This window comes from Sphingomonas sp. TZW2008, from assembly GCF_002117915.1.
Taxonomy (GTDB): domain Bacteria; phylum Pseudomonadota; class Alphaproteobacteria; order Sphingomonadales; family Sphingomonadaceae; genus Sphingomonas.
This window is the reverse complement of record NZ_BDJB01000003.1, coordinates 290,795-311,171: the sequence shown is the minus strand read 5'-3', so window position 1 is coordinate 311,171 and position 20,377 is coordinate 290,795. Positions and strand designations below refer to the sequence as shown.

Genomic DNA, 20,377 nt, shown 5'->3' with positions numbered 1-20,377 from the left:
CGATGGAGCGGGCCGAACGCATCGGGCTGGGCATCGCCGGCGCGGGACATCTGATCCTGTTCGGGCTGCTGTCGGTCGGCTTTCTGGCAACGCCCAATCCGGAAAAGCTGAAGCAGACGCCGATCGAGGTGAGCCTCGTCAAGGACGTCGGACTGGAAGCGACCGCGCCGCAGGCGGTGGAGCAACCCGCACCATCGATAGCACCCGAGACCGGCGAGCCCGACGATGCGGCGCCGCCTGCGCCGGCCGAGCAGCCGGCACCCGAGCCCGCGCCGGCCCCGCCGCCGCCTGCGCCGCAGCCCAAGCCCGCGCCGCCGCAGCCAGCGCCAAAGGCGGCGCCGAAGGTGGAACCCAAGCCGAAGCCCGCGCCGCCCAAGCCGCAACCCGCGCCCAAACCGGTTCCGAAACCCGCGCCCGCGCCCAAGCCGCGCCCCAATCCAGCGGCGGAACGCGCCGCGGCGCAGAAGGCCGAGGCGGCGCTGGCCGAGGCGGCAGCGAAGCGCGCGGCGGCTGCGGCACAGGCCAAGGCCGCTGCGGCAGCGCGGGCGCAGGCGGCATCCGACGCGCGCGCGAAGGCCGCGGCCGATGCGAAGGCAAAGGCGGCCGCGGTGGCCAAGGCACGCGGATCGGGGACGGACAGCAAGTCGACCGCGTCGCGGCCGCGCGGCGGGCGGCTAGGCGACGATTTCCTCAAGGGGCTGACGACCGAGCCATCGACGAGCAAAAGCCAGACGCCGCGCGCGGCGAAGATCGACGGGCGCGCGCTCGCCTCAATCGTCCAGGCGATCGCGCGGCAGATCCAGCCGTGCGCCGACCGGCAGGTCGATCCCGGGCCCGGCGCGAACCAGATCGTGACGACGCTGAACCTGCGGCTCAACGCCAATGGCACGCTCGCCGCGACGCCGACGGTGGTGCGCCAGCGCGGACTGACCGACGAGAACGAGCGCTACGCCCAGCGCGTCAAGGACCTGGGCATCGCGGCGTTCAAGGGCTGTTCGCCGCTCAAGCTGCCGGCGGAATATTACGACACGCCTGGCGGCGGCTGGAACAACATCAATTTCAACTGGAAGCTGCGGTGATCGCGGCGTCGCGCGCTCGTGCCGCAAAGCCACCGGCGAGCGACACCGGATGCGACGGTGAGGGAAGATACAGACGATGAAGCGCTTCGTTCTACTGGCCACGCTGCTGGCGTCGTCCGCCTTCGCGCAGGATGTGCCGCCGACGCCGCTCGACGTTCCCGCGCAGGCACCTGCGACTGGTGTGGGGGCGCCGACGAGCGGCGGGCCGCTCGAGGTGGACGTGACCGGCGGTATCTCGGCGCCGATGCCGATCGCGATCCCCTATATGCCCGCCGCGGCGATCGCACAGACGCCCGCGGGGTCGACCGATGCGTTGGGACGGCAGCTCGCCGAGATCGTTACCAACGACCTCAGGAATTCCGGCTTGTTCACGCCGCTGCCGCCCGCGCAGCTGCGCACGGTGATGTTCCCAGAGGTGCAGGCGCCGGCGTTCGATTACTGGAGCGGATCGGGCGCGCAGGCGCTGGTGCAGGGGTACATCCGTGCCAACGGCGACGGCACGTTGACGGTCGGCTGCTACCTCTACGACGTGTCGGCGCAGAACGAGCTGATGCGGCAGGGGTTCGTCGTGCCGCCATCGGACTGGCGGCGCGCGGCGCACAAGTGTGCTGACATGGTTTATGCCCGGCTGACCGGCGAGGGTCCGTATTTCGACAGCCGCGTGGTCTACGTGTCGGAGACGGGGCCGAAGGGCAACCGCATCAAGCGGCTGTCGATCATGGACCAGGACGGCGCGAACCACCGCTTCCTGACCAACGGCCAGTCGATCGTGCTCACGCCGCGCTTCTCGCCCAACCAGCAGTCGATCGTCTACATGAGCTACGTCGGGCGCGTGCCGGCGATCTACGTCTACGAGATCGGATCGGGGCGGCAGCGGATGGTGGTGCAGAATGTCGCCACCACCTTCGCGCCGCGCTTCTCGCCCGACGGACGGTGGATCCTGTTTTCGATGGCGACGGGCGGGAATACCGATCTCTACCGCGTGTCGGCGCAGGGCGGCGCGCCGCAGAAGCTGACCAACTCACCCGGCATCGACACCGGCGGCAGCTATTCGCCCGACGGCAGCCGGATCGTGTTCGAGAGCGACCGGTCGGGCGGGCAGCAATTGTACGTGATGAATGCCGACGGATCGAACCAGCAGCGCATCAGCTTCGGTGGCGGGCGCTATGCGACGCCGGTGTGGAGCCCGCGCGGCGACCTCATTGCCTTTACGCGCATCTCAGGCGGCTTCCGCATCGGCGTGATGAGCCCTAGCGGCGGGGGCGAGAAGATCCTGACCAACAGCTGGCAGGACGAAGGGCCGTCTTGGTCGCCCAACGGCCGCGTGCTGATGTTCTATCGCGCCGCGCAGGGGCGCAGTGGCAAGGCCGATCTGTGGTCGGTCGACCTTACCGGCGTGAACGAACGGCGCGTGCCGACGCCGCTCGACGGGTCCGATCCGTCATGGGGTCCGCTCAGGCCCTGAAGCTGCTATCGGACCAGTATCTGTTATCGGGGGCGACAAAGGGGTGCGACATATGGAGAAGACGATGGCCAGAATGACCACCACCATGCTGCTCGCGGCGGCGCTCGTGACCACGGCGGCCTGCTCCAAGAAGCGGCCGGAAGTGCTGCCGCCAGCGCCGGGCGATGCGCCGTCGGGTGCGGTCGATCCCAACGGCGGCGGCGCGGGCGGTTCGGGCGTCGCGACGCCGGGCTCTTCGGAGGATTTCAAGCGATCGGTGACGAGCGACACGATAAACTTCGGGCTCGACATGATCGACATCGACGCGACCGCGCGCGGCATCCTCGACAGCCAGGTCGTGTGGCTCAACCGCTATCCCAACGTGCGCGTGACGCTTGAGGGCCATGCCGACGAGCGCGGGACGCGCGAGTATAATCTCGCACTGGGCGATCGACGTGCAAACTCGGCCAAGAACTATCTCGTCGCGCGTGGCATCTCGCCGAGCCGGATCACGACGATCAGCTACGGCAAGGAACGCCCGGTGGCGCTTGGTTCGGACGAGGAGAGCTGGGCGCAGAACCGTCGCGCAGTGACGGTGGTGCTCAACTGACGCTGGATTGACGGGGGTGCCGGGTTCGTCCCGGCACCGATCGCTGGCTATCGCCTGCCCAGGTGGCGGGCGAGCCAGGCGGCGGCGGCTTTGGGCGTCGCCTTATTCGCGTCGCGATCGACCATGTAGTTCGCCTCACGCATCGCGGTGACACCGATCCGGCCGACGAGTGGGCGCAGCGCCGCGAGGAATTCCGCGTCATCGGCGCGGCGCGGCGCGGCGAGCAGGATCGCGTCATAGCCGGGGATCGCGCCTCTGGGATCGCTCAGTACGACGAGCTTGTCGGCCGCGATGCGGCCGTCCGACGAGAAGGCGCTGATGACGTCAGCCCGGCCGCTGGCGAGCGCGCGGTACATGAATGTCGGGCTGTACGGCGTCATCGCGCTGAAGCGCAGCGGATAGGCGCGGCGCACCGCGACCCATTCCGGACGGTCGAGGAATTCGAGATCGGCGCCAAGCGTGAGGCGCGGGGCAGCGGGCACAAGATCGTCGAGCGAGGCGATCCCCAGGCGGCGGGCGTCCGCGCCGCGCATCGTGAAGGCGTAGGCGTTCTCGAAGCCGAGCGACCCGACGAGCGAGACATTGTGCGTACGCTTCGCCCAATCGCCGATCGCCGCCACTTGCGCCGCACGCGGCAGCACGTCGGCGCGCTTCATCTGGCCGGTCCAGATCGTGCCCGCGTAATCGACGTAGACGTCGATCGCGCCGCTCGCGACCGCGCCGAACGCGACCGCCGAGCCGAGCCCGTCGCGATATTCGACGTCATACCCCGCCGCGCGCAGGCGATCGCCGATCAGACGCGCGAGAATATATTGCTCCGAAAAGTTCTTCGCGCCGACGACGATGCGGCGATCGTCCGTTCCGCGCCACAGCGGCGCGCTGGCGGCGAGTGTCGCGCCGACAAGCAGCGCGAGCGCGCCGATCGCGAGCCAGCGGCGGCGGGTGGCGAGGCCGTATTCGGTGAGGCCGAGCAGCGCGTCGACCGACAGCGCGAGCGCGGCGGCGGCGACGCAGCCGGCGAGGACGAGCGGCCACGCCTGCGTCTGCAACCCGGCGAAGATCAGATCGCCGAGGCTCGGCTGGCCGACCGTCGTGGAGAGCGTCGCGGCGCCGATCGTCCACACCGCGGCGGTGCGGATGCCGGCGGTGACGACAGGCAGAACGAGCGGCGCCTCGACCAGCCGGCGTTTCTGCCAGCGCGTCATGCCGATGCCGTCGGCGGCCTCGATCACCGCAGGGTCGAGCCCTTGCAGGCCGGTGACGACGTTGCGCAGGATCGGCAGCAGCGCGTAGAGCGTCAGCGCGAGCAGCGAGGGCAGGAAGCCGAGCGCGGGCACACCGCCGATCCACAGCAGCACGGGATAGAAGAGCGCGAGGAGCGCGAGGCTGGGGATCGTCTGAACGAGGCTGGCGAACCCGAGAGCGACGCGGGCGGCAACCGGGCGATGCGCCGACCAGAAGCCGAGCGGGACGGCGATCGTGATGCCGAGCGCGAGCGCCGCCATCGCAAGCAGCAGATGCTGCGCGGCAAGCTCGGGAACGCGCGCCCAGGCGTCGTTCATCGCGCGAGCGCCGCGAGTTGTTCAGCCTGCGTCCGCGGCACCGCGACGAGCGCCTGCGCCGCGTCGCCGCCGTGGCCGGCGAGCAGGTGTTGCGGGGTTTCGTCGGCGACGATGCGACCTTGCTGCATCACCAGCACGCGCGTGGCGAGGAGCAGCGCCTCCGCCATGTCGTGCGTCACCATGATCGTGGTGAGGCCGAGCCGATCGTGCAGCGCGCGCACTGCCTGGCCGAGCGAATCGCGCGTCACGGGATCGAGTGCACCGAACGGCTCGTCCATCAGCAGCAGCTTCGGGCCGGCGACGAGCGCACGGGCGACGCCGACACGCTGCCGCTGGCCGCCCGACAGCTGCGCGGGCATGCGGCGGGCGAGATCGCGCGGCAGCTCGACCAGATCGAGCATCTCGTCCACGCGCGTCTCCATCGCACGTCCGGCGATACGCAGCGGCAGCGCGATATTGTCGCCGACGGTGAGGTGCGGGAACAGCCCGACGTTCTGGAACACGTAGCCTATCCCGCGGCGCAGCGCGGGTAGCGGTCGGTCTGCGACGTCCGCGCCTTCGATCATCACATGGCCGGCGGTCGGCGCGACCAGGCGGTTGATCGTCTTGAGCAGCGTCGACTTGCCCGAACCCGAGGTGCCGACGAGCGCGACGAAGCTGCCCCCCGCGATTTCGAGCGTCACGTCGCCGACCGCCGGTGCCGCTTCCCCGAAGCTCTTGGTGACGCCGTGGAAGGCGACCGTCGGTCCGGGCTTTTCCGCTGGCATCGAGCGCGAGGATGCGGGATGCGGCAGGCGACGTCAAACGCGGGAAACTCGGATAATGAAGGCAATCCTCATCACCGGCGGCGGATCGGGCATCGGGCGCGCGGTGGCGCAGCTTTTCGCAGGCCGCGGCTGGCGCGTCGGGCTGGCAGACCGCGACCCGGCGGGGCTGGTCGATACCGCCGCGCTGCTGCCGGCCGATCGGACGACGAGCCACGTCATGGACGTGCGCTCACCTGAGGATTGGGAGGAAGTGCTCGGCGAATTCACGCGCGCGAGCGGCGGACGGCTCGACGTCCTGTTCAACAACGCGGGCATCGCGGTGGGCGGCGCGTTCGGCGCGGCGGCGCTCGACGATCTCGACCGCGCGCTCGACGTCAATCTGAAGGGCGTCGTGTACGGCGCGCGGCTGGCCTATCCGTATCTCGCCGCGACGCCGGGATCGTGCCTGCTCAACACCGCGTCGGCCGCCGGCATCTACGGCACGGCGGGCGCGGCGGTCTATTCGGCAACCAAGTTCGGCGTGCGCGGGCTGACCGAGGCGCTCGATGGCGAGTGGGCGGCGGACGGCATCCGCGTTCGCAGCCTGATGCCGGGCTTCATCGATACGCCGCTGCTGCAAGCGGGCGTCGGCGGATCGAACCGCAACGTGCGCGAGACGGTGGTCGAGGCGGGGCTGGAATTCACCCCGGTTGAGACGGTGGCGGAGGCGGCCTGGGCGGCGGTGCACGGCAACAAGGTGCACACGCTGGTCGGCAAGACGGCACGGCGGTTGAGCTTCGCGGCGCGGTGGATGCCGGGGAGTCTGCGCAAGCGAATGCGCGCGGGCGGCGGGGTCTGAGGCGTTACGCTTCGGGAAGTGTGAGACCGGTCAATCGGAAATGGTAGCGCCACCGGTCGGGTTGCAAACAATCGGGGGGGCGCACACCAGCGCTGAACGAAGGCTGCCTTCCGCCCAAAGCGCCGGCCCGATGCGCCCTTTCAAGCGGCATGGGCCGGCGATGAATGTGATACCTTACTTGGGCGTGCGGATCGACATCAGCGAAAGACGTGCGTCACGCCGGAAAATGGATGCCGCACAATTTGTTGCCGTCCGGATCGCGGACATAGGCAAGCTCGACCGTGCCGAGCGAGGCGGTTTCACGGGTGCCGGGAGGCGCTTCGATCGACGTGCCGCCATTGGCGACCGCGACGTCGTGGAACTGCTTCACCTGTTCGGGCGAATCGCACTGGAACGCGACCGTCCCGCCGTTGGCCACCGTTGCGGGTTCGTCGTTGATCGGCTGCGTGACGATGAACAGCGTGCCTTGCTGGCCGCGATAGATGAGCCGGGTATGGCCGCTGTCGGCCACGTTGCGCGACGCCTCGCCCACCCCCAGTGTGCCGAGAACGGTATCGTAGAAGCGTTTCGACCGCTCGATATCGTTGGATCCAATCATAGTGTGAAACAGCATCTGTCGTCTCCTGCCGTGGCCCGGCGCGGCGCGATCGGGCGCCGGCCACGGCAGGCGATAGCGCATGCGACGGCGGACCCCCCCTCATTTCGGCGGCAAGCAGTGCTAATTCTGAAAGGGGGAGCGTGCGACTGAGGACGCGCCGGCAATGGCCACCGGAACATGCGGCCATACGCTTCATTGTCGCGCGGCGGCTCTAGCCGGCCGCTTGCGACGGGCCTGGCGAGTTTACTAGTCTCGCCGGGTCTTGGCTTGCCGCTGTGCCGCTTGGCGATTGAATGGCCCTGATCGAACGGCGGCGCGGGAGCCTGACGGGCTTCGGCGCGTTGGCGGCGAATCATTTCAAGTGCGAGCCGATCACGATGCAGAAACGCGGTCCTTATATCGTCTATGCCGCGCTAGCGCTGCTCGTGCTGTGTGTGGTGTCTGCAATGAGTTACCTGCAGACTTATGTGCCAGTGCGCGCGATGGAGCGCGCCTCGTTGGGCGCACCGCTTTCCAAGCAGCAGATTGATTCGCGACGGCAGGCGGCGATGGGGACGGTTGCGATCGCCGGTGCGACGACGCAGTGAGCGCGCCGTCCTAGCCGATCAGCAGCCCGGCGAGCGCGGCGGACATGAGGTTGGCGAGGCTGCCGGCGAGCAGCGCACGGATGCCGAGCTTAGCGATCATCGGCCGCTGGTTGGGTGCGAGGTTGCCCGTCACCGCCATCTGGATCGCGATCGAGGAGAAATTGGCGAAGCCGCACAGCGCAAAGGTGACGATGGCGACGGTGCGCGCCGAGAGGCCGGCGGCGGCCTGCTTGCCGAGATCGATGTAGGCGACGAATTCATTGAGCACGATCTTCTCGCCGAACAGCCCGCCCGCACGCAGCGCCTCGTCCCACGGCACGTTAATGAGGAACATGACGGGCGCGAAGACGTAGCCAAGGACTTGCTGGAAGCTCAGTTGCGGGTAGCCGAACATCCCGCCGATCCCGCCGAGAATGCCGTTGGCGAGCGCGACTAAGGCAACGAAGGCGAGCACCATCGCGCCGACCGCCACGGCGAGCCGCACACCGGTCTGCGCGCCTTGTGCCGCGGCCATGATGAGGTTGGCGGGCGCCTCCTCGTCGTGCGTCGCCTGTGGCATCGGCTCGCCCGGCGTCAGTTCGTCGGGCAGCGCGGCGATGCTGGCGGGGGCGATGCGCGCCTCGGAAACGCGGATCTCGACGTCGGGATCGGGCACGTCGCCTAGCGGCAGCTCGCCTTCGGGTGGCACCGACGAATCGGGCATGATGATCTTCGCCATTAGGATGCCGCCGGGCGCCGCCATGAAGCTGGCGGCGAGCAGGTAATCGATGCGGATCCCCATCGAGGCATAGGCCGCGAGGATCGTGCCCGCGACGCCCGCCATTCCGCTCGTCATCACCGTAAACAGCTGCGGCGGGGTGAGCCCGGCAAGATAGGGGCGGATGACGAGCGGCGATTCGCTCTGTCCGACGAAGACGTTGGCGGCGGCGCACAGGCTCTCGACCTTGGAAACGCCGATCACCTTCTCGATCGCCCCGCCGAGCCAGCGCACGACGAGCTGCATGATGCCGAGATAGTAGAGGATCGAGACGAGGCTGGCGAAGAAGATGATGACGGGCAGCGCCGCGATCGCGAAGCTGTTGCCGCCGATCGCCGGGCTGGCGAGTGGGCCGAACAGGAAATCGACCCCCGCCTTGGCATAGCCGAGCAGGTTCGACACGCCTGCCGACATGCCCGACAGGATCCGCTTGCCCCAATCGACGTAGAGGACGAGCACGGCGATGCCCACCTGCAGCGCGAAGGCGCTGGCGACGACGCGCGGGCGGATCGCGCGACGGTTCGTCGACAGGGCGAGCGCGAGCGCCAGGATCACGACGATACCGGCGATGCCGATCAGAAAACGGCTCAAGTGCGACCCCCGTTGCGGGCGGAAGCGCGCCGCCTGTGCTTTACGCCCGTCATCATAGGGAAGGTGGCGGCGGTTCGACAAGACGGGCGCGCATTCGCTGCCGCGGCGTGTCGCTCGGGCGACACAGGTGCCGGCGGGCGGTGCGGTGTGGTCTGAAGCGGCGCAAAACGGGCTTTCGCCCGCGCCGGTCGCGATGCTACCCGCGATCGGATGGAAACAGCCCGTCCAGCGTCAATCTCGCGCTCGCTCTTCGCCTTCGCGATCTTCTACGGCGGGATGGTGTGCATCGCCGGGGTGCTCGGCAACAAGCAGGTGTCGCTCGGGCCGCTCGCCGTGGAGGCGGGGATCTTCGCCTTCCTGCTGCTCGTCGTCACGTCGAGCGCGGTGGCGGAGCTGCACGGCCGGCACGTCGCCACCCGGCTGGTCCAGATCGGCTTCGTGCCGCTGATCGCATCGCTGATCCTGTCGTGGATCGTCCACATGCTGCCCGCCGCGCCCGAGATGCAGCCGGCGAACCGCGACGCGATCCAGCTGATCCTGGGATCGACATGGCGGATCTGGATCGGCGGGATCATCGCCTACGGCACGTCGCAGACGCTCAACGTCACGCTGTTCGCCGCGCTGAAAGGGCAGGAGGGGGGGCGGTTGCTGTGGCTGCGCGCGGCGGTGGCGAGCGTCCTGTCGCAGATCGTCGACACGTTGCTGTTCGTGACGATCGCCTTCTACGGCGTGTTCCCGATCGGGGAGCTGCTGCTGGGGCAGATGCTCGCCAAGGTGACGCTGTCGATCGTGCTGGTGCCGCCACTGATCTACGGATTCGTGGCGTTGGGCAAGCGACTGGATCGATGATGCAAGCTACGGACGGGATCAGTCGGGAACAAGTTCGGCAAGCCTATCAAATGCTGCTGGGCCGCGAGCCGGAATCGGTGGAGGTGATAGACGCCCATCGATCGCAGCACGCAACGCTGTCGTCGCTGGCAGATGCCTTCATCGCCTCGGACGAGTTCCGGCAACGCCTGGGAGGACAGCGACAACCGGCGCCGATCGGGGTCGAACGCGGTTACTGGGCGCAGCCTACGATGGTCGAGCATCAGGTCGCGCCCGAGGTGCTGGATCGACTGGCCGAGCGAATTCGCGCGCAATGGACCGCGCTGGGCGAGCAGGATCCTTACTGGTCGGTATTGACGGCGGACAAGTTTCGCAGCGCGCGGATCGATGCGGCGGCGCTCGAGGAGTTCAAGATCTCCGGCGTTCAAGCGGCTTCGTTGATCGATTTGACGATTGGGCGCAGCACCAGGGACGCGCCCCGGGGCGTGTGTCTGGAGCTGGGATGTGGCGTGGGCCGCGTGACGCGGCACCTTTCGCGCCGGTTCGATCGGGTGATCGCCGTCGATATATCGCCCGGCAACCTCGCCCTATGCCGCCGGTACATGGAAGAGGAGAGCATCGACAACGTCGAAACCGTGCTGGTGCGCGACCTCGCTGATTTCGATGCCCTACCAGCGTTCGATTTCTTTTATTCCGTGATCGTGCTGCAGCACAATTCCCCGCCCGTCCAGCGGCACATATTGCAGGTGTTGCTGTCAAAGTTGCGGGTTGGCGGCCAGTATCTGTTCCAGGCGATCGCCGATCAGCCGGGTTACGTCTTCACGATTGATCGGTATCTCGCGACGCCGTCACCAGAAATGGAGGTCCATTCGCTGCCGATGTCGGCGATCATGCAGATCATCCGCGACGCCGGTCTCGTTCTAGATACGGCGCGCCTCGATACCTGGGCAGGCTTCTATGGCAGCTATACCTTCCATGGCTGCCGCGAGGGGTGACGCGCGCGGGGCGGTTGCATTAAGGGCGCCCGCATGACCGACCATGCCCCTGCGCCGGCGCTGCTGGCCAAAGCCGAGACGCTCGTCGAGGCGCTGCCGTATCTGCAACGCTATGCCGGTGCGACGTTTGTCGTGAAATACGGCGGGCATGCGATGGGCGATCCGGAGGCGCAGCGCGACTTTGCCGAGGATGTGGTGCTGCTGAAGGCGGTCGGCATCAATCCTGTCGTGGTGCATGGCGGCGGCCCGCAGATCGGATCGATGCTGAAACGGCTCGGCGTCGAATCGCGCTTCGTCGACGGTCTACGCGTGACCGATGCCGAGACCGCCGAGATCGCCGAAATGGTCCTCGCCGGATCGATCAACAAGCAGATCGTTTCGTGGATCGCGGCGGCGGGCGGGCGCGCGGTGGGCATTTCGGGCAAGGACGCTGGCTTGGTGCAGGCGGAAAAGGTCGGCCGCAACCAGCCCGATCCGCTGCAGGGGATCGAGCGCAAGGTCGACCTTGGGTTCGTCGGCGAGCCGGTGGCAGTCGACCGGACGATCATCGATACGCTGAGCGCGGCGGGCATCATCCCGGTTATCGCGCCGATCGGGATCGGCGCGGACGGGCACACCTACAACATTAACGCCGACACGATGGCAGGTGCGATCGCCGCGGCGCTGGGGGCCAAACGCTTCTTCCTTCTGACCGACGTCGCCGGCGTGCTCGACAAAAGCGGCGAGCTGATGACCGATCTGACGCCGGGCGACATCGCCGGGCTGCGCGCCGACGGGACGATATCCGGCGGGATGATCCCCAAGCTGGAGACGTGCGTCGCAGCGGTCGAATCGGGCGTTGACGCGGCGGTGGTGCTTGACGGGCGTGTGCCGCACGGGATGCTGCTCGAGATCTTCACGCGGCGCGGCGCGGGCACGTTGATCCGCCACGGCTGACGCCTTGATCGGGGTGCATGTTGCCCCCAAACTGTGCTATGCGAATGATACACGCCGACGGAGATCGATCTTGCTGCTGCTAACCATCATCCAGATCCTGCAGGTGCTGCTAAACGTCGTCTGGTGGGTGATCATCATCCAGTTCGTGCTGTCGCTGCTGGTCGCATTCAACGTCGTCAACATGCAGTCGAACTTCGTCCGCTCGCTCTATCAGGGGCTCGATCGGTTGACCGAGCCGATGTACCGTCCGCTGCGCCGCATCCTGCCGCAGCTGCAGGGGATCGATCTGGCGCCGGCGGTGGTGCTGATCGGTATCGCGATCCTGACGATCGTGCTCAACAACATCGCCGCCAGCGTGATGATGGGATCGATCTGATCCGCGCCGCGCTGCGCCGGGTGCGTCGTGATGTCGTGACGATTTGCCCGCGCGTGTGTGGCGTAACCGCGCCACCGCGGCTATGCGCGCGGCCATGACGGCACGGATGATCGACGGAAAGGCGTTCGCGGCGGATCTCCGCGCGCGGATAGCGACAGGCGCAGCCGAGGTGACGGCGGCGACCGGCCGCCGGCCGGGGCTGGCGGTGGTGCTGATCGGCGAGGACCCGGCATCGTCGGTCTATGTCCGCTCGAAGGGCAAGGCGACGATTGCCGCCGGGATGGAGAGTTTCGAGCATCGCCTGCCGGCCGATACGCAGCAGGCGGCGCTGGAGGCGCTGGTCGATCGGCTCAACGCCGATCCGGTAGTGGACGGTATCCTAGTCCAGCTGCCGTTGCCAAAGCATCTGGATGAGAGCGCGATCATCACGCGGATCGATCCCGACAAGGACGTCGACGGATTCCACCCGGTCAATGCCGGGCGGCTGGCGACGGGGCTCGAGGGCTTCGTGCCTTGCACGCCGCTCGGCTGCCTGATGCTGCTGCGCGATGTGCTCGGCGACCTGAGCGGCAGAGACGCGGTGGTGATCGGGCGATCGAACATCGTCGGCAAGCCGATGGCGCAGCTGCTGATCGGCGAAAGCTGCACCGTCACGGTCGCCCATTCACGCACGCGCGACTTGCCCGAGGTCGTGAAGCGCGCCGATATCGTCGTCGCGGCGGTGGGCCGCGCGAAGATGGTGAAGCCGGATTGGATCAAGCCGGGCGCGACGCTGATCGACGTCGGCATCAACCGCACCGAAGAAGGCCTGGTGGGTGACATCGATCCTGCCTGTGCCGAAGTGGCTGGCGCGATGACGCCGGTGCCGGGCGGCGTCGGGCCGATGACGATCGCGGTGCTGCTGCGCAACACTTTGGTCTCCGCCGCGCGTCGCGCCGGTGTTACACTCGCGGCGGCGATCTGATGTTCTCGGCGCTGTTGCTCGTGGCGGCCGCGCCGCAGTCCGCGGTCGAGGCGGAGCGCGCCTTTGCCGCCGACGCGAAGGCGATCGGGCAGTGGACGGCGTTTCGCAAATGGGCCGCGGACGATGCGATCTTCCTGCCGCCCCAGCGAGTGGCGGACGCGCTGAAGGACGCGCCCGATCCGCCAGTCGCGGTCGACTGGTGGCCGACGGCGAGCTTTACCTCGTGCGACGGCGCGACTGCGGCGAATACCGGCGGGGCGCTGTGGCCGGGCGGTCGATCGAGCTATTTCTCCACCATCTGGCAGCGGCAACCCGGCGGTGCGTGGCGCTGGCGGCTCGATCATGGCGCCGATCTCTCAAGCCCGCGCGCGCGGGTGGCGCAGCCGGCTTTGCGCCGCGCCTCGTGCCGGCGGACGCCGACGCTCGACGACGCAGGGGCCGATGGCGGCGCCTCCGCCGACGGCACGCTGCGCTGGCGCTGGACCGTCGCGCCGGGCGGTGGGCATAGCTTTGCCGTACAGATGTGGACCGGCGGCAGTTACGAAACAGTGATCGACGACCGCGTTCCAGCGCCGCCGGCGAAAGTGACGCGACCGTGATCGAGCTATTCGTCTCGTCCTTCATCACCTTCTTCGTGGTGATCGATCCGCCGGGCTGCGCGCCGATTTATGCTGGCCTTACCGCAGGTGCGGGCGCGGCGCAGCGGCGGGCGATGGCGGTGCGCGCTGTCGGCGTCGCGGCGCTGATCCTGCTTGTCTTCGCGCTATTTGGCGAGAAGCTGCTCAAGGGGCTGGGCATCGAGCTTGCCTCGTTCCGCATCGCGGGCGGAATCATGCTGTTCCTGATCGCGCTGGAGATGGTGTTCGAGAAGCGGACGCAGCGGCGCGAGGATCGCGCGGCGAATATCACGCCCCAGGAGGCGGAGGACGTGTCGATCTTCCCGATGGCGATGCCGATGATCGCGGGGCCGGGATCGATCGCGAGCGTGATGCTGCTGATGGCGCGCAACGACGGGCTGGAGCGATCGGCGATCGTCATGGCGGCGCTGGGGCTGAACCTCGCGCTGACGCTTGTCGCGCTGCTCGCCGCGGGGCCGCTGATGCGGCTGTTGGGGCACAAGATCGAGGCGGTTATTACCCGGCTGCTCGGCGTGCTGCTTGCCGCACTGGCGGTGCAGTTCGTGATCGACGGCATCCAGATCCAGCTGGGATAGCGAGCAGCTCCTCTTCCTGCCGCCCGCGCCCGAACCCACGCTGAGGCGCGGCGGGTTGCCAAGCGTGTCGCGCAGCGGCCATCAGGGCGCAAAAGGAGACGATGCATGGCCGACGAGCAACTCTATCGCGTGCCCGCCGCATGGGCGGCGGCGGCGCGGGTCGATCGGGCGGGTTATGACGCGCTTTATGCGGCGGCTGCCAGCGATCCCGATGCCTTCTGGCTGGAGCAGGCGAATCGACTCGATTGGATGACTTCGCCGACCGTGGCGGGTGACTGGTCGTTCGATGAGGGTGATTTCCACATCGAATGGTTCAAGGACGGCGTGCTCAACGTCTCCGCCAATTGCATCGACCGGCATCTGCCCGAGCGCGCCGACAGCGTTGCGATCATCTGGGAACCCGACGAGCCAGGGGAGGCGCCGCGCCGCTTCACCTATGCCGAGCTTCACGCCGAAGTGTGCCGCTTCGCCAACGTGCTGAAGGCGCAGGGCGTGCGCAAGGGCGACCGCGTGACGATCTACCTGTCGATGATCCCCGAGGCGGCGTTCGCGCTGCTCGCCTGCGCCAGGATCGGCGCGATTCATTCGGTGGTGTTCGGCGGCTTCTCCCCCGATGCTCTCGCCGGGCGGATCGAGGATTGCGACTCGAAGCTCGTCATCACCGCCGATTGCGGGCGGCGCGGGGGCAAGAAGATCCCGCTGAAGGCGAACGTCGACGCCGCGGCCGAGCGCGCGCCGAGCCTGGAGACGGTGATCGTCATCAAGGCGACGGGCGACGACGTGCCGATGCACGCGCGCGACGTCTGGTATCACGAGGCCGCAGCGAGCGTATCGGCCGATTGCGCACCCGAGCCGATGAACGCGGAGGACCCGCTGTTCATCCTCTATACCAGCGGGTCGACGGGGAAGCCCAAGGGCGTGCTGCACACCACCGGCGGGTACCTGCTGTGGGCGAGCTACACACACGAGCTGGTGTTCGATTACCGCCCGGGCAATGTCTTCTGGTGCGCGGCGGACATCGGCTGGGTCACGGGGCATACGTACATCGTCTACGGCCCGCTGGCGAATGGCGCGACGACGCTGATGTACGAGGGGCTGCCGACCTGGCCCGACGCGAGCCGCATCTGGCAGGTCGTCGACCGGCACCAGGTGCACACGATCTTCACTGCGCCGACCGCGCTCCGCGCGCTGATGAAGGAGGGCGACGCGCCGGTGAAGGCGACCAGCCGGGCGAGCTTGCGATTGCTCGGCACCGTCGGCGAGCCGATCAATCCGGAGGCGTGGCGCTGGTATCACGATGTGGTGGGTGAGGGTCGTTCGCCGATCGTCGATACCTGGTGGCAGACCGAGACGGGCGGCGCGCTGATCGCGCCGCTGCCCGGTGCAACCGACCTGAAGCCCGGATCGGCGACCAAGCCGCTGCCGGGCGTCCACCCGCAACTGGTCGACGAAAATGGCGCGGTGCTTGAGGGGGCGGTGAGCGGCAATTTGTGCATTACGCGCAGCTGGCCGGGGCAGATGCGCACCGTGTGGGGCGATCACGAACGCTTCTTCCAGACCTATTTCACCACCTATCGCGGCAAGTATTTCACCGGTGACGGCTGCCGGCGCGACGCGGACGGCTATTATTGGATCACGGGCCGCGTCGACGACGTGATCAACGTGTCGGGCCATCGCATGGGCACTGCGGAGGTGGAAAGCGCGCTGGTCCTCCACCCCAAGGTCGCCGAGGCGGCGGTGGTCGGCATGCCGCACGACGTGAAGGGGCAGGGCATCTACGCCTATGTCACGCTCAACGTCGGCGAGGAGGGAACGGACGCGCTGGGGGACGAGCTGCGCCAGTGGGTGCGGAAGGAGATCGGGCCGATCGCCAGCCCCGACGCGCTGCAGTTCGCCCCGGGGCTCCCCAAGACGCGCAGCGGCAAGATCATGCGGCGGATCCTGCGCAAGATCGCCGAAGGCGACGTGTCGAGCCTGGGCGACACATCGACACTGGCAGACCCCGCGGTGGTCGATGATCTGGTGGCGAACCGGATCGGTTAAGCGGCCGACTCGGGCCGGATCGTGCGCCGTCGCACGGATCGATTCACCCTCTCACGGCGCTTTCACCGCGCTGGGACGGCCCGGCCTCAACGACTCGTCGCCGAAACGTTTCGGCCGAACAGATGGCGCCGCGCATCGGCTTGACCCGCGCGGCGAGTCGGCGCTCGGTAGCCGTGCAGGCCGCATCCGACGGCCGGTCACCCGTGGGGGGTTCGCATTGGGTCAGCAAGACGACGGCGCGTGGATCACGCCCGAATTGCTCGAGAAGGTTTTGGGGTCCGCGCGTCATGCCGGGCCGCATCTGATGATCTCGCGCGGCGACTGCCAATATACGCTCGACGCGCTGACGCGGCAGGGCTGGGTGCAGGAGAAGCGCGGCCATATCGTGCTGACCGCCAAGGCACGCGCGCGCCGCACGAACGAGGCGCGCGTCGCAGCTAATTGACACGCCGCCGCTATGCCGCGGCGCGTTTCGGTGTACCGTCATGCGATGCGGGCGGGGGCTTTCCAGATCGGGCGTGAGGTCGCGCATGAACATGCGCTGCGGCCGGTGATCGGCGCGTGATGCGCTGGTGGTTTGCGATTCCATTGTGGCAGCGCGTGCTCGGCGGCCTTGCGGCGGGCGTGCTGCTGGCGCTCGTCTGGCCCGCGGCGACGCCGCGGGTGGCGTTCCTCGGCGAGTTGTTCGTCCGCGCGATCCGCATGCTCGTCGCGCCGATCGTGCTGGTGACGATCGCGGCTGGGATCACGACGCTCGCCGATCCGCGGCGGCTGGGCGCGCTGGGTGCGCGGACGATCGGGTTGTTCGCGCTCACGACGTTGCTTGCCGTGTCGGTCGGCATCGCCGCGGGGCTGCTGATCGCGCCGGGGGCGGGGGCGCCGATCGGCACTGCGCCGCCGCACGCGCTCGGCCGCGCGGTGTCGCCGTACCAGCAGTTGATCGGCATCGTGCCGGTCAACATCGTCGAGGCGCTGGCGAAGGGCGACATGCTGGCGCTGATCCTGTTCGCGATCCTCACCGGCGTCGGCACCGTGCTGGCGGGCGAGGCGGGGCGGCCGTTCGCCGCGTTGTTGCAGTCGCTGTCTGCCGTGTTGCTGCGCATCGTCACGCTGGTGATGGAAGCCGCGCCGCTCGGCGTCTTCGCGCTGATCGCCAATGCGGTGGCGGCGCACGGCGCGGCGGTCTTCGTCCACGTCGGTTGGCTCGCGCTCGCCGTGTTGCTGGGTTCGATCGCGCAGGTGGCGGTGGTGCACGCCGTGCTGCTGCGCTGGGTGGCGCGCGTTCCCGTCGTGCGCTTCCTGAGCGGCATCGCCGACGCGCTGGTGGTGGCGTTCTCGACCGCGTCCAGCTCCGCCACGCTGCCGGTCGCGATGCGCGTCGCGGGTGAGAATGTCGGCATCGGCCGCACGATCTATTCGACCGTGCTGCCGGTGGGCGCGAGCGTCGGCAAGGACGGCACGGCGATGTACGTCGGACTGCTAAGCCTGTTCGCGCTGCAAGCGCTGGGTGTTGCGACCACGCCGGGGGTGCTCGGCATGGTGCTGCTGACCGGAGCGCTGGCGGCGTTCGGCACCGCGCCGGTGCCTTCGGCGTCGCTGTTCATGCTTTCCGCCGTACTCTCCGCCGTCGGCGTTGCGCCCGAGCAGACCGCGCTGGTCGTCGGCTTCGTGCTGCCGTTCGACCGGCTGCTCGACATGACGCGAACCGTGCCGAGCGCGAGCGCGAACCTGACGGTGGCGGCGGCGGTGGCGCGGTTGGAGGGCGAGCTCGATGCGTCGCGCTTACGGCGAGAGCCGGCGGCGTAAGCGGCACGGGTTGCGCGGCGCGGCGTAGCGGCGGATGATGCGGCGGACGGCACGGTGCCGATGGGAGAGATAGACTGATCCTGCTCGCTCTGCTTGCCGCGGCCGAGATCATTGCGCCCGCCGCCACCCCGCGCCCCGTCGCGAGCGTCCGCGTCGCGTTCGACCGGCGCGGCGAAACAGCGACGGCGGTGGAGGGGTTGGCGGATCGCGCCACGGGGCGGCGGGTGGCGGCGGACGATCCGGTGCGGATCGCCTCGATCAGCAAGCTGGTGACTGCGATCGGCGTGATGCGGCTGGTGGAGCAGGGGACGCTCGACCTCGACGCCGATGTGTCGACGCTGCTCGGCTGGCGGCTGCGCAACCCGGCGTTCCCCGATGTGCCGATCACGCTGCGGCTGCTGCTGTCGCACCGTTCGAGCTTGACCGATGCGGCGGGCTATGTGCTGGCGATGGATGAGGCGCTGGTGGACAAGGTGGCGGCACCCGCGGCGTGGGATGCGGTGCACGCCCCGGGCAGTTTCTTCCGCTACACCAACTTCAATTTCCCGATCGTCGCGGCGGTGATGGAGCGGGCGACCGGCGAGCGGTTCGATCGGCTGATGCAGCGGCTGGTGCTGGCGCCGCTCCAGCTGAAGGCGTGCTTCAACTGGGCGACGTGCGGTGCCGCGACCAAGGCGCATGTGGTGGTGCTGTACGACAAGGGCGTGGCGGTCCGCGACGAGCCGGCGTTCGTCGCTGGTTGCCCGGTGACGCCCGCCCGCGACGGATCGTGCGACCTCGCGACATGGCGGGCGGGACGCAACGGCGCGTGGTTCTCGCCGCAGGGCGGGCTGCGGATCTCGATGCGCGAACTGGCGAAGATCGGGCGATTGCTGCTTGGTGACGGATCGGTCGACGGCGTGCGGCTGCTCCGCCCGGCGTCGATGCGACTGCTGGCGACGCCCGAGTGGACGTTCGACGGCAGCAACGGGGTGCAGAACGAGGAGGCGGAGAGCGGGGTGACACCGGGCGGTTTCAACTGCCGCTACGGCCTCGCGGTCAGCTTTACCGCGACGCCGCTGCCGCAATGCCGCGACGATCCGTTCGGCGACGGACGGACGCGGATCGGCCATGCGGGCGAGGCTTACGGCCTTCGGTCGGGGCTATGGGTCGACCGGGTGCGTGGGACCGGCGTCGCCTATTTCGCGACCGACGTACCCGCCGATCCCGGTACGCGATCGGCGCTGAGCGCGACCGAGGAGGCGCTGGCACGCGGCCCAAGCTGAGGCGATCGGCCATTCGCGGGCGCGCGCCGACAAGGTCGCGCTATAGCAACGGCTTGTCGATCCGGCGCAGCGCGCGTTCGAACAGCGAGATGGTGTGCGCGTGGAGCGCGTCGCCGATCGGCTTCGGGGTGAGGCCAGCGCAGGCGCGCGCATGGCTGCCTTCCAAGATCGCGCCGAGCTTGAACGGGGCGAGCACGGTGTACCAGCGCGCGTCGGCGGCGCTGCGGCCGGTGGCGGTGAGATAGCGATCGAAGATCTCGGCGAGCGTTGGGAACCCGTCCCACGGCGTGACCGAGACGCGCTGGTTTGCCTCGTCGGGATCGCGCCAGGTGGCCGTCAGCCAGCCGAGATCGAGCAGCGGATCGCCGCGGCTGGCGAGCTCCCAATCGACGATCGCGGCGAGCTCTGGCCCGTCGGGACGGTACATGACGTTGGAGAGGTGATAGTCACCGTGGATCAGCCCCGCCTGCATCGTGGCGGGGCGATTGGCATCGAGCCACGCGCAGATCGCCTCGACGTCGGGCAGCGCTTCGAGCCCGCTCCATCCGTCGAACTTGGCATAGCCGTCGAGCTGCGCACGCCAGCGGCCGACCTGCCGTTCGAGCCAGCCGTCGAGCTTGCCGAGATCGTCGAGCCCCGCCTCGTGCGGATCGACGCGTGACAAGGCGACCGCGCCGTCGACGATCGCCTCCCCCATGCGGCGGCGCACGTCGGCGCTGCCGGCGTGAAGCGGCGGTAGGCCGACCGTCGCGTTAAAGCCGTCGATCGGCTCCATGAGGTAGAAAGCGGTGCCGAGCGCGGCGGGATCGCCCTCACCGGCGATGAAGCCCGGGTGCGGCACGTCCGATCCGGCGAGCGCGGCGAGCACCTTCATTTCGCGCCGCATCACCTCGTCGCTTTCGGGTCGCGGGCGACGCGGCGGCCGACGCAGGACATAGGTGCGGCCGGCGCGGGTGAAGCGCAGCAGGATGTTCTGCGTGCCGCCGCCGAGTGTGTCGGCGTCCTCGATCGGCGTGCCGGTGCCGAGGTCTTTGCCATCCATCCAGCGTGCAAGCGCGCCGAGATCGATCAGTTCGCGCCAAGCCTCCCGGTCGTGCGCCAGCTCTGCCACGATCGCC

General features: G+C 68.6%; 21 protein-coding genes. 16 read left to right on the top strand and 5 right to left on the bottom strand.

Annotation, left to right across the window (positions count from 1 at the left end; genetic code table 11):
* Positions 1–2: 2 nt before the first annotated feature.
* From B7L05_RS03155 to pal, 3 genes are all read left to right on the top strand, one after another.
* Positions 3–1,079 carry a cell envelope biogenesis protein TolA gene (locus B7L05_RS03155; RefSeq protein WP_085808754.1) on the top strand — a complete coding sequence of 359 codons (1,077 nt, stop codon included), beginning with the start codon at positions 3–5 and terminating at the stop codon, positions 1,077–1,079.
* A gap of 76 nt (positions 1,080–1,155) precedes the next feature.
* Positions 1,156–2,544 (top strand): Tol-Pal system beta propeller repeat protein TolB, encoded by a 1,389-nt coding sequence (gene tolB, locus B7L05_RS03150; protein ID WP_085808753.1) that lies wholly within the window; start codon positions 1,156–1,158, stop codon positions 2,542–2,544.
* A gap of 64 nt (positions 2,545–2,608) precedes the next feature.
* Positions 2,609–3,133, top strand: coding sequence for a peptidoglycan-associated lipoprotein Pal (gene pal / locus B7L05_RS03145; protein ID WP_085809072.1), 525 nt, complete (start codon positions 2,609–2,611; stop codon positions 3,131–3,133).
* 47 nt (positions 3,134–3,180) lie between these two features.
* On the opposite strand, the gene B7L05_RS03140 is transcribed toward pal, so the two are convergent.
* Together B7L05_RS03140 and B7L05_RS03135 are read right to left on the bottom strand one after the other, a co-directional pair.
* Positions 3,181–4,695, bottom strand: coding sequence for an ABC transporter permease/substrate-binding protein (locus B7L05_RS03140; RefSeq protein ID WP_085808752.1), 1,515 nt, complete (start codon positions 4,693–4,695; stop codon positions 3,181–3,183).
* The gene (locus B7L05_RS03135; protein ID WP_085808751.1) at positions 4,692–5,462 is read right to left on the bottom strand and encodes an ATP-binding cassette domain-containing protein; all 771 of its coding nucleotides are present in this window, start codon (positions 5,460–5,462) and stop codon (positions 4,692–4,694) included. The genes B7L05_RS03140 and B7L05_RS03135 overlap by 4 nt, the downstream gene beginning before the upstream one ends.
* A 55-nt stretch (positions 5,463–5,517) precedes the next feature.
* On the opposite strand from B7L05_RS03135, the gene B7L05_RS03130 reads away from it, so the two are divergent.
* Positions 5,518–6,300: an SDR family oxidoreductase gene (locus B7L05_RS03130; protein WP_085808750.1), complete on the top strand. Its 783-nt coding sequence runs from the start codon at positions 5,518–5,520 to the stop codon at positions 6,298–6,300.
* Between the two features lie 214 nt (positions 6,301–6,514).
* On the opposite strand, the gene B7L05_RS03125 is transcribed toward B7L05_RS03130, so the two are convergent.
* A complete protein-coding gene (locus tag B7L05_RS03125; RefSeq protein ID WP_085808749.1) occupies positions 6,515–6,913 on the bottom strand; it encodes a VOC family protein in 399 nt (132 codons plus the stop codon).
* A 278-nt stretch (positions 6,914–7,191) separates the two neighbouring features.
* Here B7L05_RS03125 and B7L05_RS03120 point away from each other — a divergent pair, with 278 nt between their 5' ends.
* The gene (locus B7L05_RS03120) at positions 7,192–7,485 is read left to right on the top strand and encodes a hypothetical protein (protein WP_085808748.1); all 294 of its coding nucleotides are present in this window, start codon (positions 7,192–7,194) and stop codon (positions 7,483–7,485) included.
* Positions 7,486–7,495: 10 nt separating this feature from the next.
* Here the strand turns inward: B7L05_RS03120 and B7L05_RS03115 are convergent, their stop codons facing one another.
* Positions 7,496–8,833 (bottom strand): NupC/NupG family nucleoside CNT transporter, encoded by a 1,338-nt coding sequence (locus B7L05_RS03115; RefSeq protein WP_085808747.1) that lies wholly within the window; start codon positions 8,831–8,833, stop codon positions 7,496–7,498.
* A gap of 210 nt (positions 8,834–9,043) precedes the next feature.
* Between B7L05_RS03115 and B7L05_RS03110 the strand changes: the two genes are divergently transcribed.
* From B7L05_RS03110 to B7L05_RS03060, 11 genes are all read left to right on the top strand, one after another.
* Complete coding sequence (locus tag B7L05_RS03110; RefSeq protein WP_085808746.1) at positions 9,044–9,682, top strand: queuosine precursor transporter; 639 nt, start codon at positions 9,044–9,046, stop codon at positions 9,680–9,682.
* Between the two features lie 50 nt (positions 9,683–9,732).
* Entirely contained in the window at positions 9,733–10,656 is a 924-nt protein-coding gene (locus tag B7L05_RS03105; protein ID WP_179187105.1) for a methyltransferase domain-containing protein, read from the top strand.
* A 33-nt stretch (positions 10,657–10,689) separates the two neighbouring features.
* Positions 10,690–11,592 (top strand): acetylglutamate kinase, encoded by a 903-nt coding sequence (gene argB, locus B7L05_RS03100; RefSeq protein ID WP_085808744.1) that lies wholly within the window; start codon positions 10,690–10,692, stop codon positions 11,590–11,592.
* Between the two features lie 70 nt (positions 11,593–11,662).
* A complete protein-coding gene (locus B7L05_RS03095; RefSeq protein ID WP_085808743.1) occupies positions 11,663–11,968 on the top strand; it encodes a YggT family protein in 306 nt (101 codons plus the stop codon).
* Positions 11,969–12,062: 94 nt separating this feature from the next.
* A complete protein-coding gene (gene folD / locus B7L05_RS03090; protein WP_085809071.1) occupies positions 12,063–12,932 on the top strand; it encodes a bifunctional methylenetetrahydrofolate dehydrogenase/methenyltetrahydrofolate cyclohydrolase FolD in 870 nt (289 codons plus the stop codon).
* Complete coding sequence (locus B7L05_RS03085) at positions 12,932–13,531, top strand: hypothetical protein (RefSeq protein WP_085808742.1); 600 nt, start codon at positions 12,932–12,934, stop codon at positions 13,529–13,531. The genes folD and B7L05_RS03085 overlap by 1 nt, the downstream gene beginning before the upstream one ends.
* Positions 13,528–14,145, top strand: a complete 618-nt coding sequence (locus B7L05_RS03080) for a MarC family protein (protein ID WP_085808741.1) — start codon at positions 13,528–13,530, stop codon at positions 14,143–14,145. The genes B7L05_RS03085 and B7L05_RS03080 overlap by 4 nt, the downstream gene beginning before the upstream one ends.
* 105 nt (positions 14,146–14,250) lie before the next feature.
* The gene (gene acs / locus B7L05_RS03075) at positions 14,251–16,188 is read left to right on the top strand and encodes an acetate--CoA ligase (RefSeq protein ID WP_085808740.1); all 1,938 of its coding nucleotides are present in this window, start codon (positions 14,251–14,253) and stop codon (positions 16,186–16,188) included.
* 217 nt (positions 16,189–16,405) lie between these two features.
* Positions 16,406–16,633: a hypothetical protein gene (locus B7L05_RS03070; protein WP_085808739.1), complete on the top strand. Its 228-nt coding sequence runs from the start codon at positions 16,406–16,408 to the stop codon at positions 16,631–16,633.
* A 119-nt stretch (positions 16,634–16,752) separates the two neighbouring features.
* Entirely contained in the window at positions 16,753–17,994 is a 1,242-nt protein-coding gene (locus B7L05_RS03065) for a dicarboxylate/amino acid:cation symporter (protein ID WP_085808738.1), read from the top strand.
* Positions 17,995–18,068: 74 nt separating this feature from the next.
* Positions 18,069–19,259, top strand: a complete 1,191-nt coding sequence (locus B7L05_RS03060) for a serine hydrolase (RefSeq protein ID WP_307718248.1) — start codon at positions 18,069–18,071, stop codon at positions 19,257–19,259.
* A 40-nt stretch (positions 19,260–19,299) separates the two neighbouring features.
* Here B7L05_RS03060 and B7L05_RS03055 read toward each other — a convergent pair whose 3' ends face one another.
* Positions 19,300–20,370, bottom strand: coding sequence for a phosphotransferase family protein (locus tag B7L05_RS03055; protein ID WP_256926580.1), 1,071 nt, complete (start codon positions 20,368–20,370; stop codon positions 19,300–19,302).
* Positions 20,371–20,377: the final 7 nt, after the last annotated feature.

Excerpts from the sequence above, each read along its gene's own strand:
- tolB (WP_085808753.1), top strand. The coding sequence starts at position 1,156 with ATGAAGCGCTTCGTTCTACTGGCCACGCTGCTGGCGTCGTCCGCCTTC.
- B7L05_RS03120 (WP_085808748.1), top strand. The coding sequence starts at position 7,192 with ATGGCCCTGATCGAACGGCGGCGCGGGAGCCTGACGGGCTTCGGCGCG.
- B7L05_RS03105 (WP_179187105.1), top strand. The coding sequence starts at position 9,733 with ATGCTGCTGGGCCGCGAGCCGGAATCGGTGGAGGTGATAGACGCCCAT.
- B7L05_RS03065 (WP_085808738.1), top strand. The coding sequence starts at position 16,753 with ATGCGCTGGTGGTTTGCGATTCCATTGTGGCAGCGCGTGCTCGGCGGC.
- B7L05_RS03155 (WP_085808754.1), top strand. The coding sequence starts at position 3 with ATGGAGCGGGCCGAACGCATCGGGCTGGGCATCGCCGGCGCGGGACAT.
- B7L05_RS03085 (WP_085808742.1), top strand. The coding sequence starts at position 12,932 with ATGTTCTCGGCGCTGTTGCTCGTGGCGGCCGCGCCGCAGTCCGCGGTC.
- B7L05_RS03135 (WP_085808751.1), bottom strand. The coding sequence starts at position 5,462 with ATGCCAGCGGAAAAGCCCGGACCGACGGTCGCCTTCCACGGCGTCACC.
- B7L05_RS03110 (WP_085808746.1), top strand. The coding sequence starts at position 9,044 with ATGGAAACAGCCCGTCCAGCGTCAATCTCGCGCTCGCTCTTCGCCTTC.
- acs (WP_085808740.1), top strand. The coding sequence starts at position 14,251 with ATGGCCGACGAGCAACTCTATCGCGTGCCCGCCGCATGGGCGGCGGCG.
- B7L05_RS03140 (WP_085808752.1), bottom strand. The coding sequence starts at position 4,695 with ATGAACGACGCCTGGGCGCGCGTTCCCGAGCTTGCCGCGCAGCATCTG.
- argB (WP_085808744.1), top strand. The coding sequence starts at position 10,690 with ATGACCGACCATGCCCCTGCGCCGGCGCTGCTGGCCAAAGCCGAGACG.
- B7L05_RS03130 (WP_085808750.1), top strand. The coding sequence starts at position 5,518 with ATGAAGGCAATCCTCATCACCGGCGGCGGATCGGGCATCGGGCGCGCG.
- folD (WP_085809071.1), top strand. The coding sequence starts at position 12,063 with ATGACGGCACGGATGATCGACGGAAAGGCGTTCGCGGCGGATCTCCGC.
- B7L05_RS03125 (WP_085808749.1), bottom strand. The coding sequence starts at position 6,913 with ATGCTGTTTCACACTATGATTGGATCCAACGATATCGAGCGGTCGAAA.
- pal (WP_085809072.1), top strand. The coding sequence starts at position 2,609 with ATGGCCAGAATGACCACCACCATGCTGCTCGCGGCGGCGCTCGTGACC.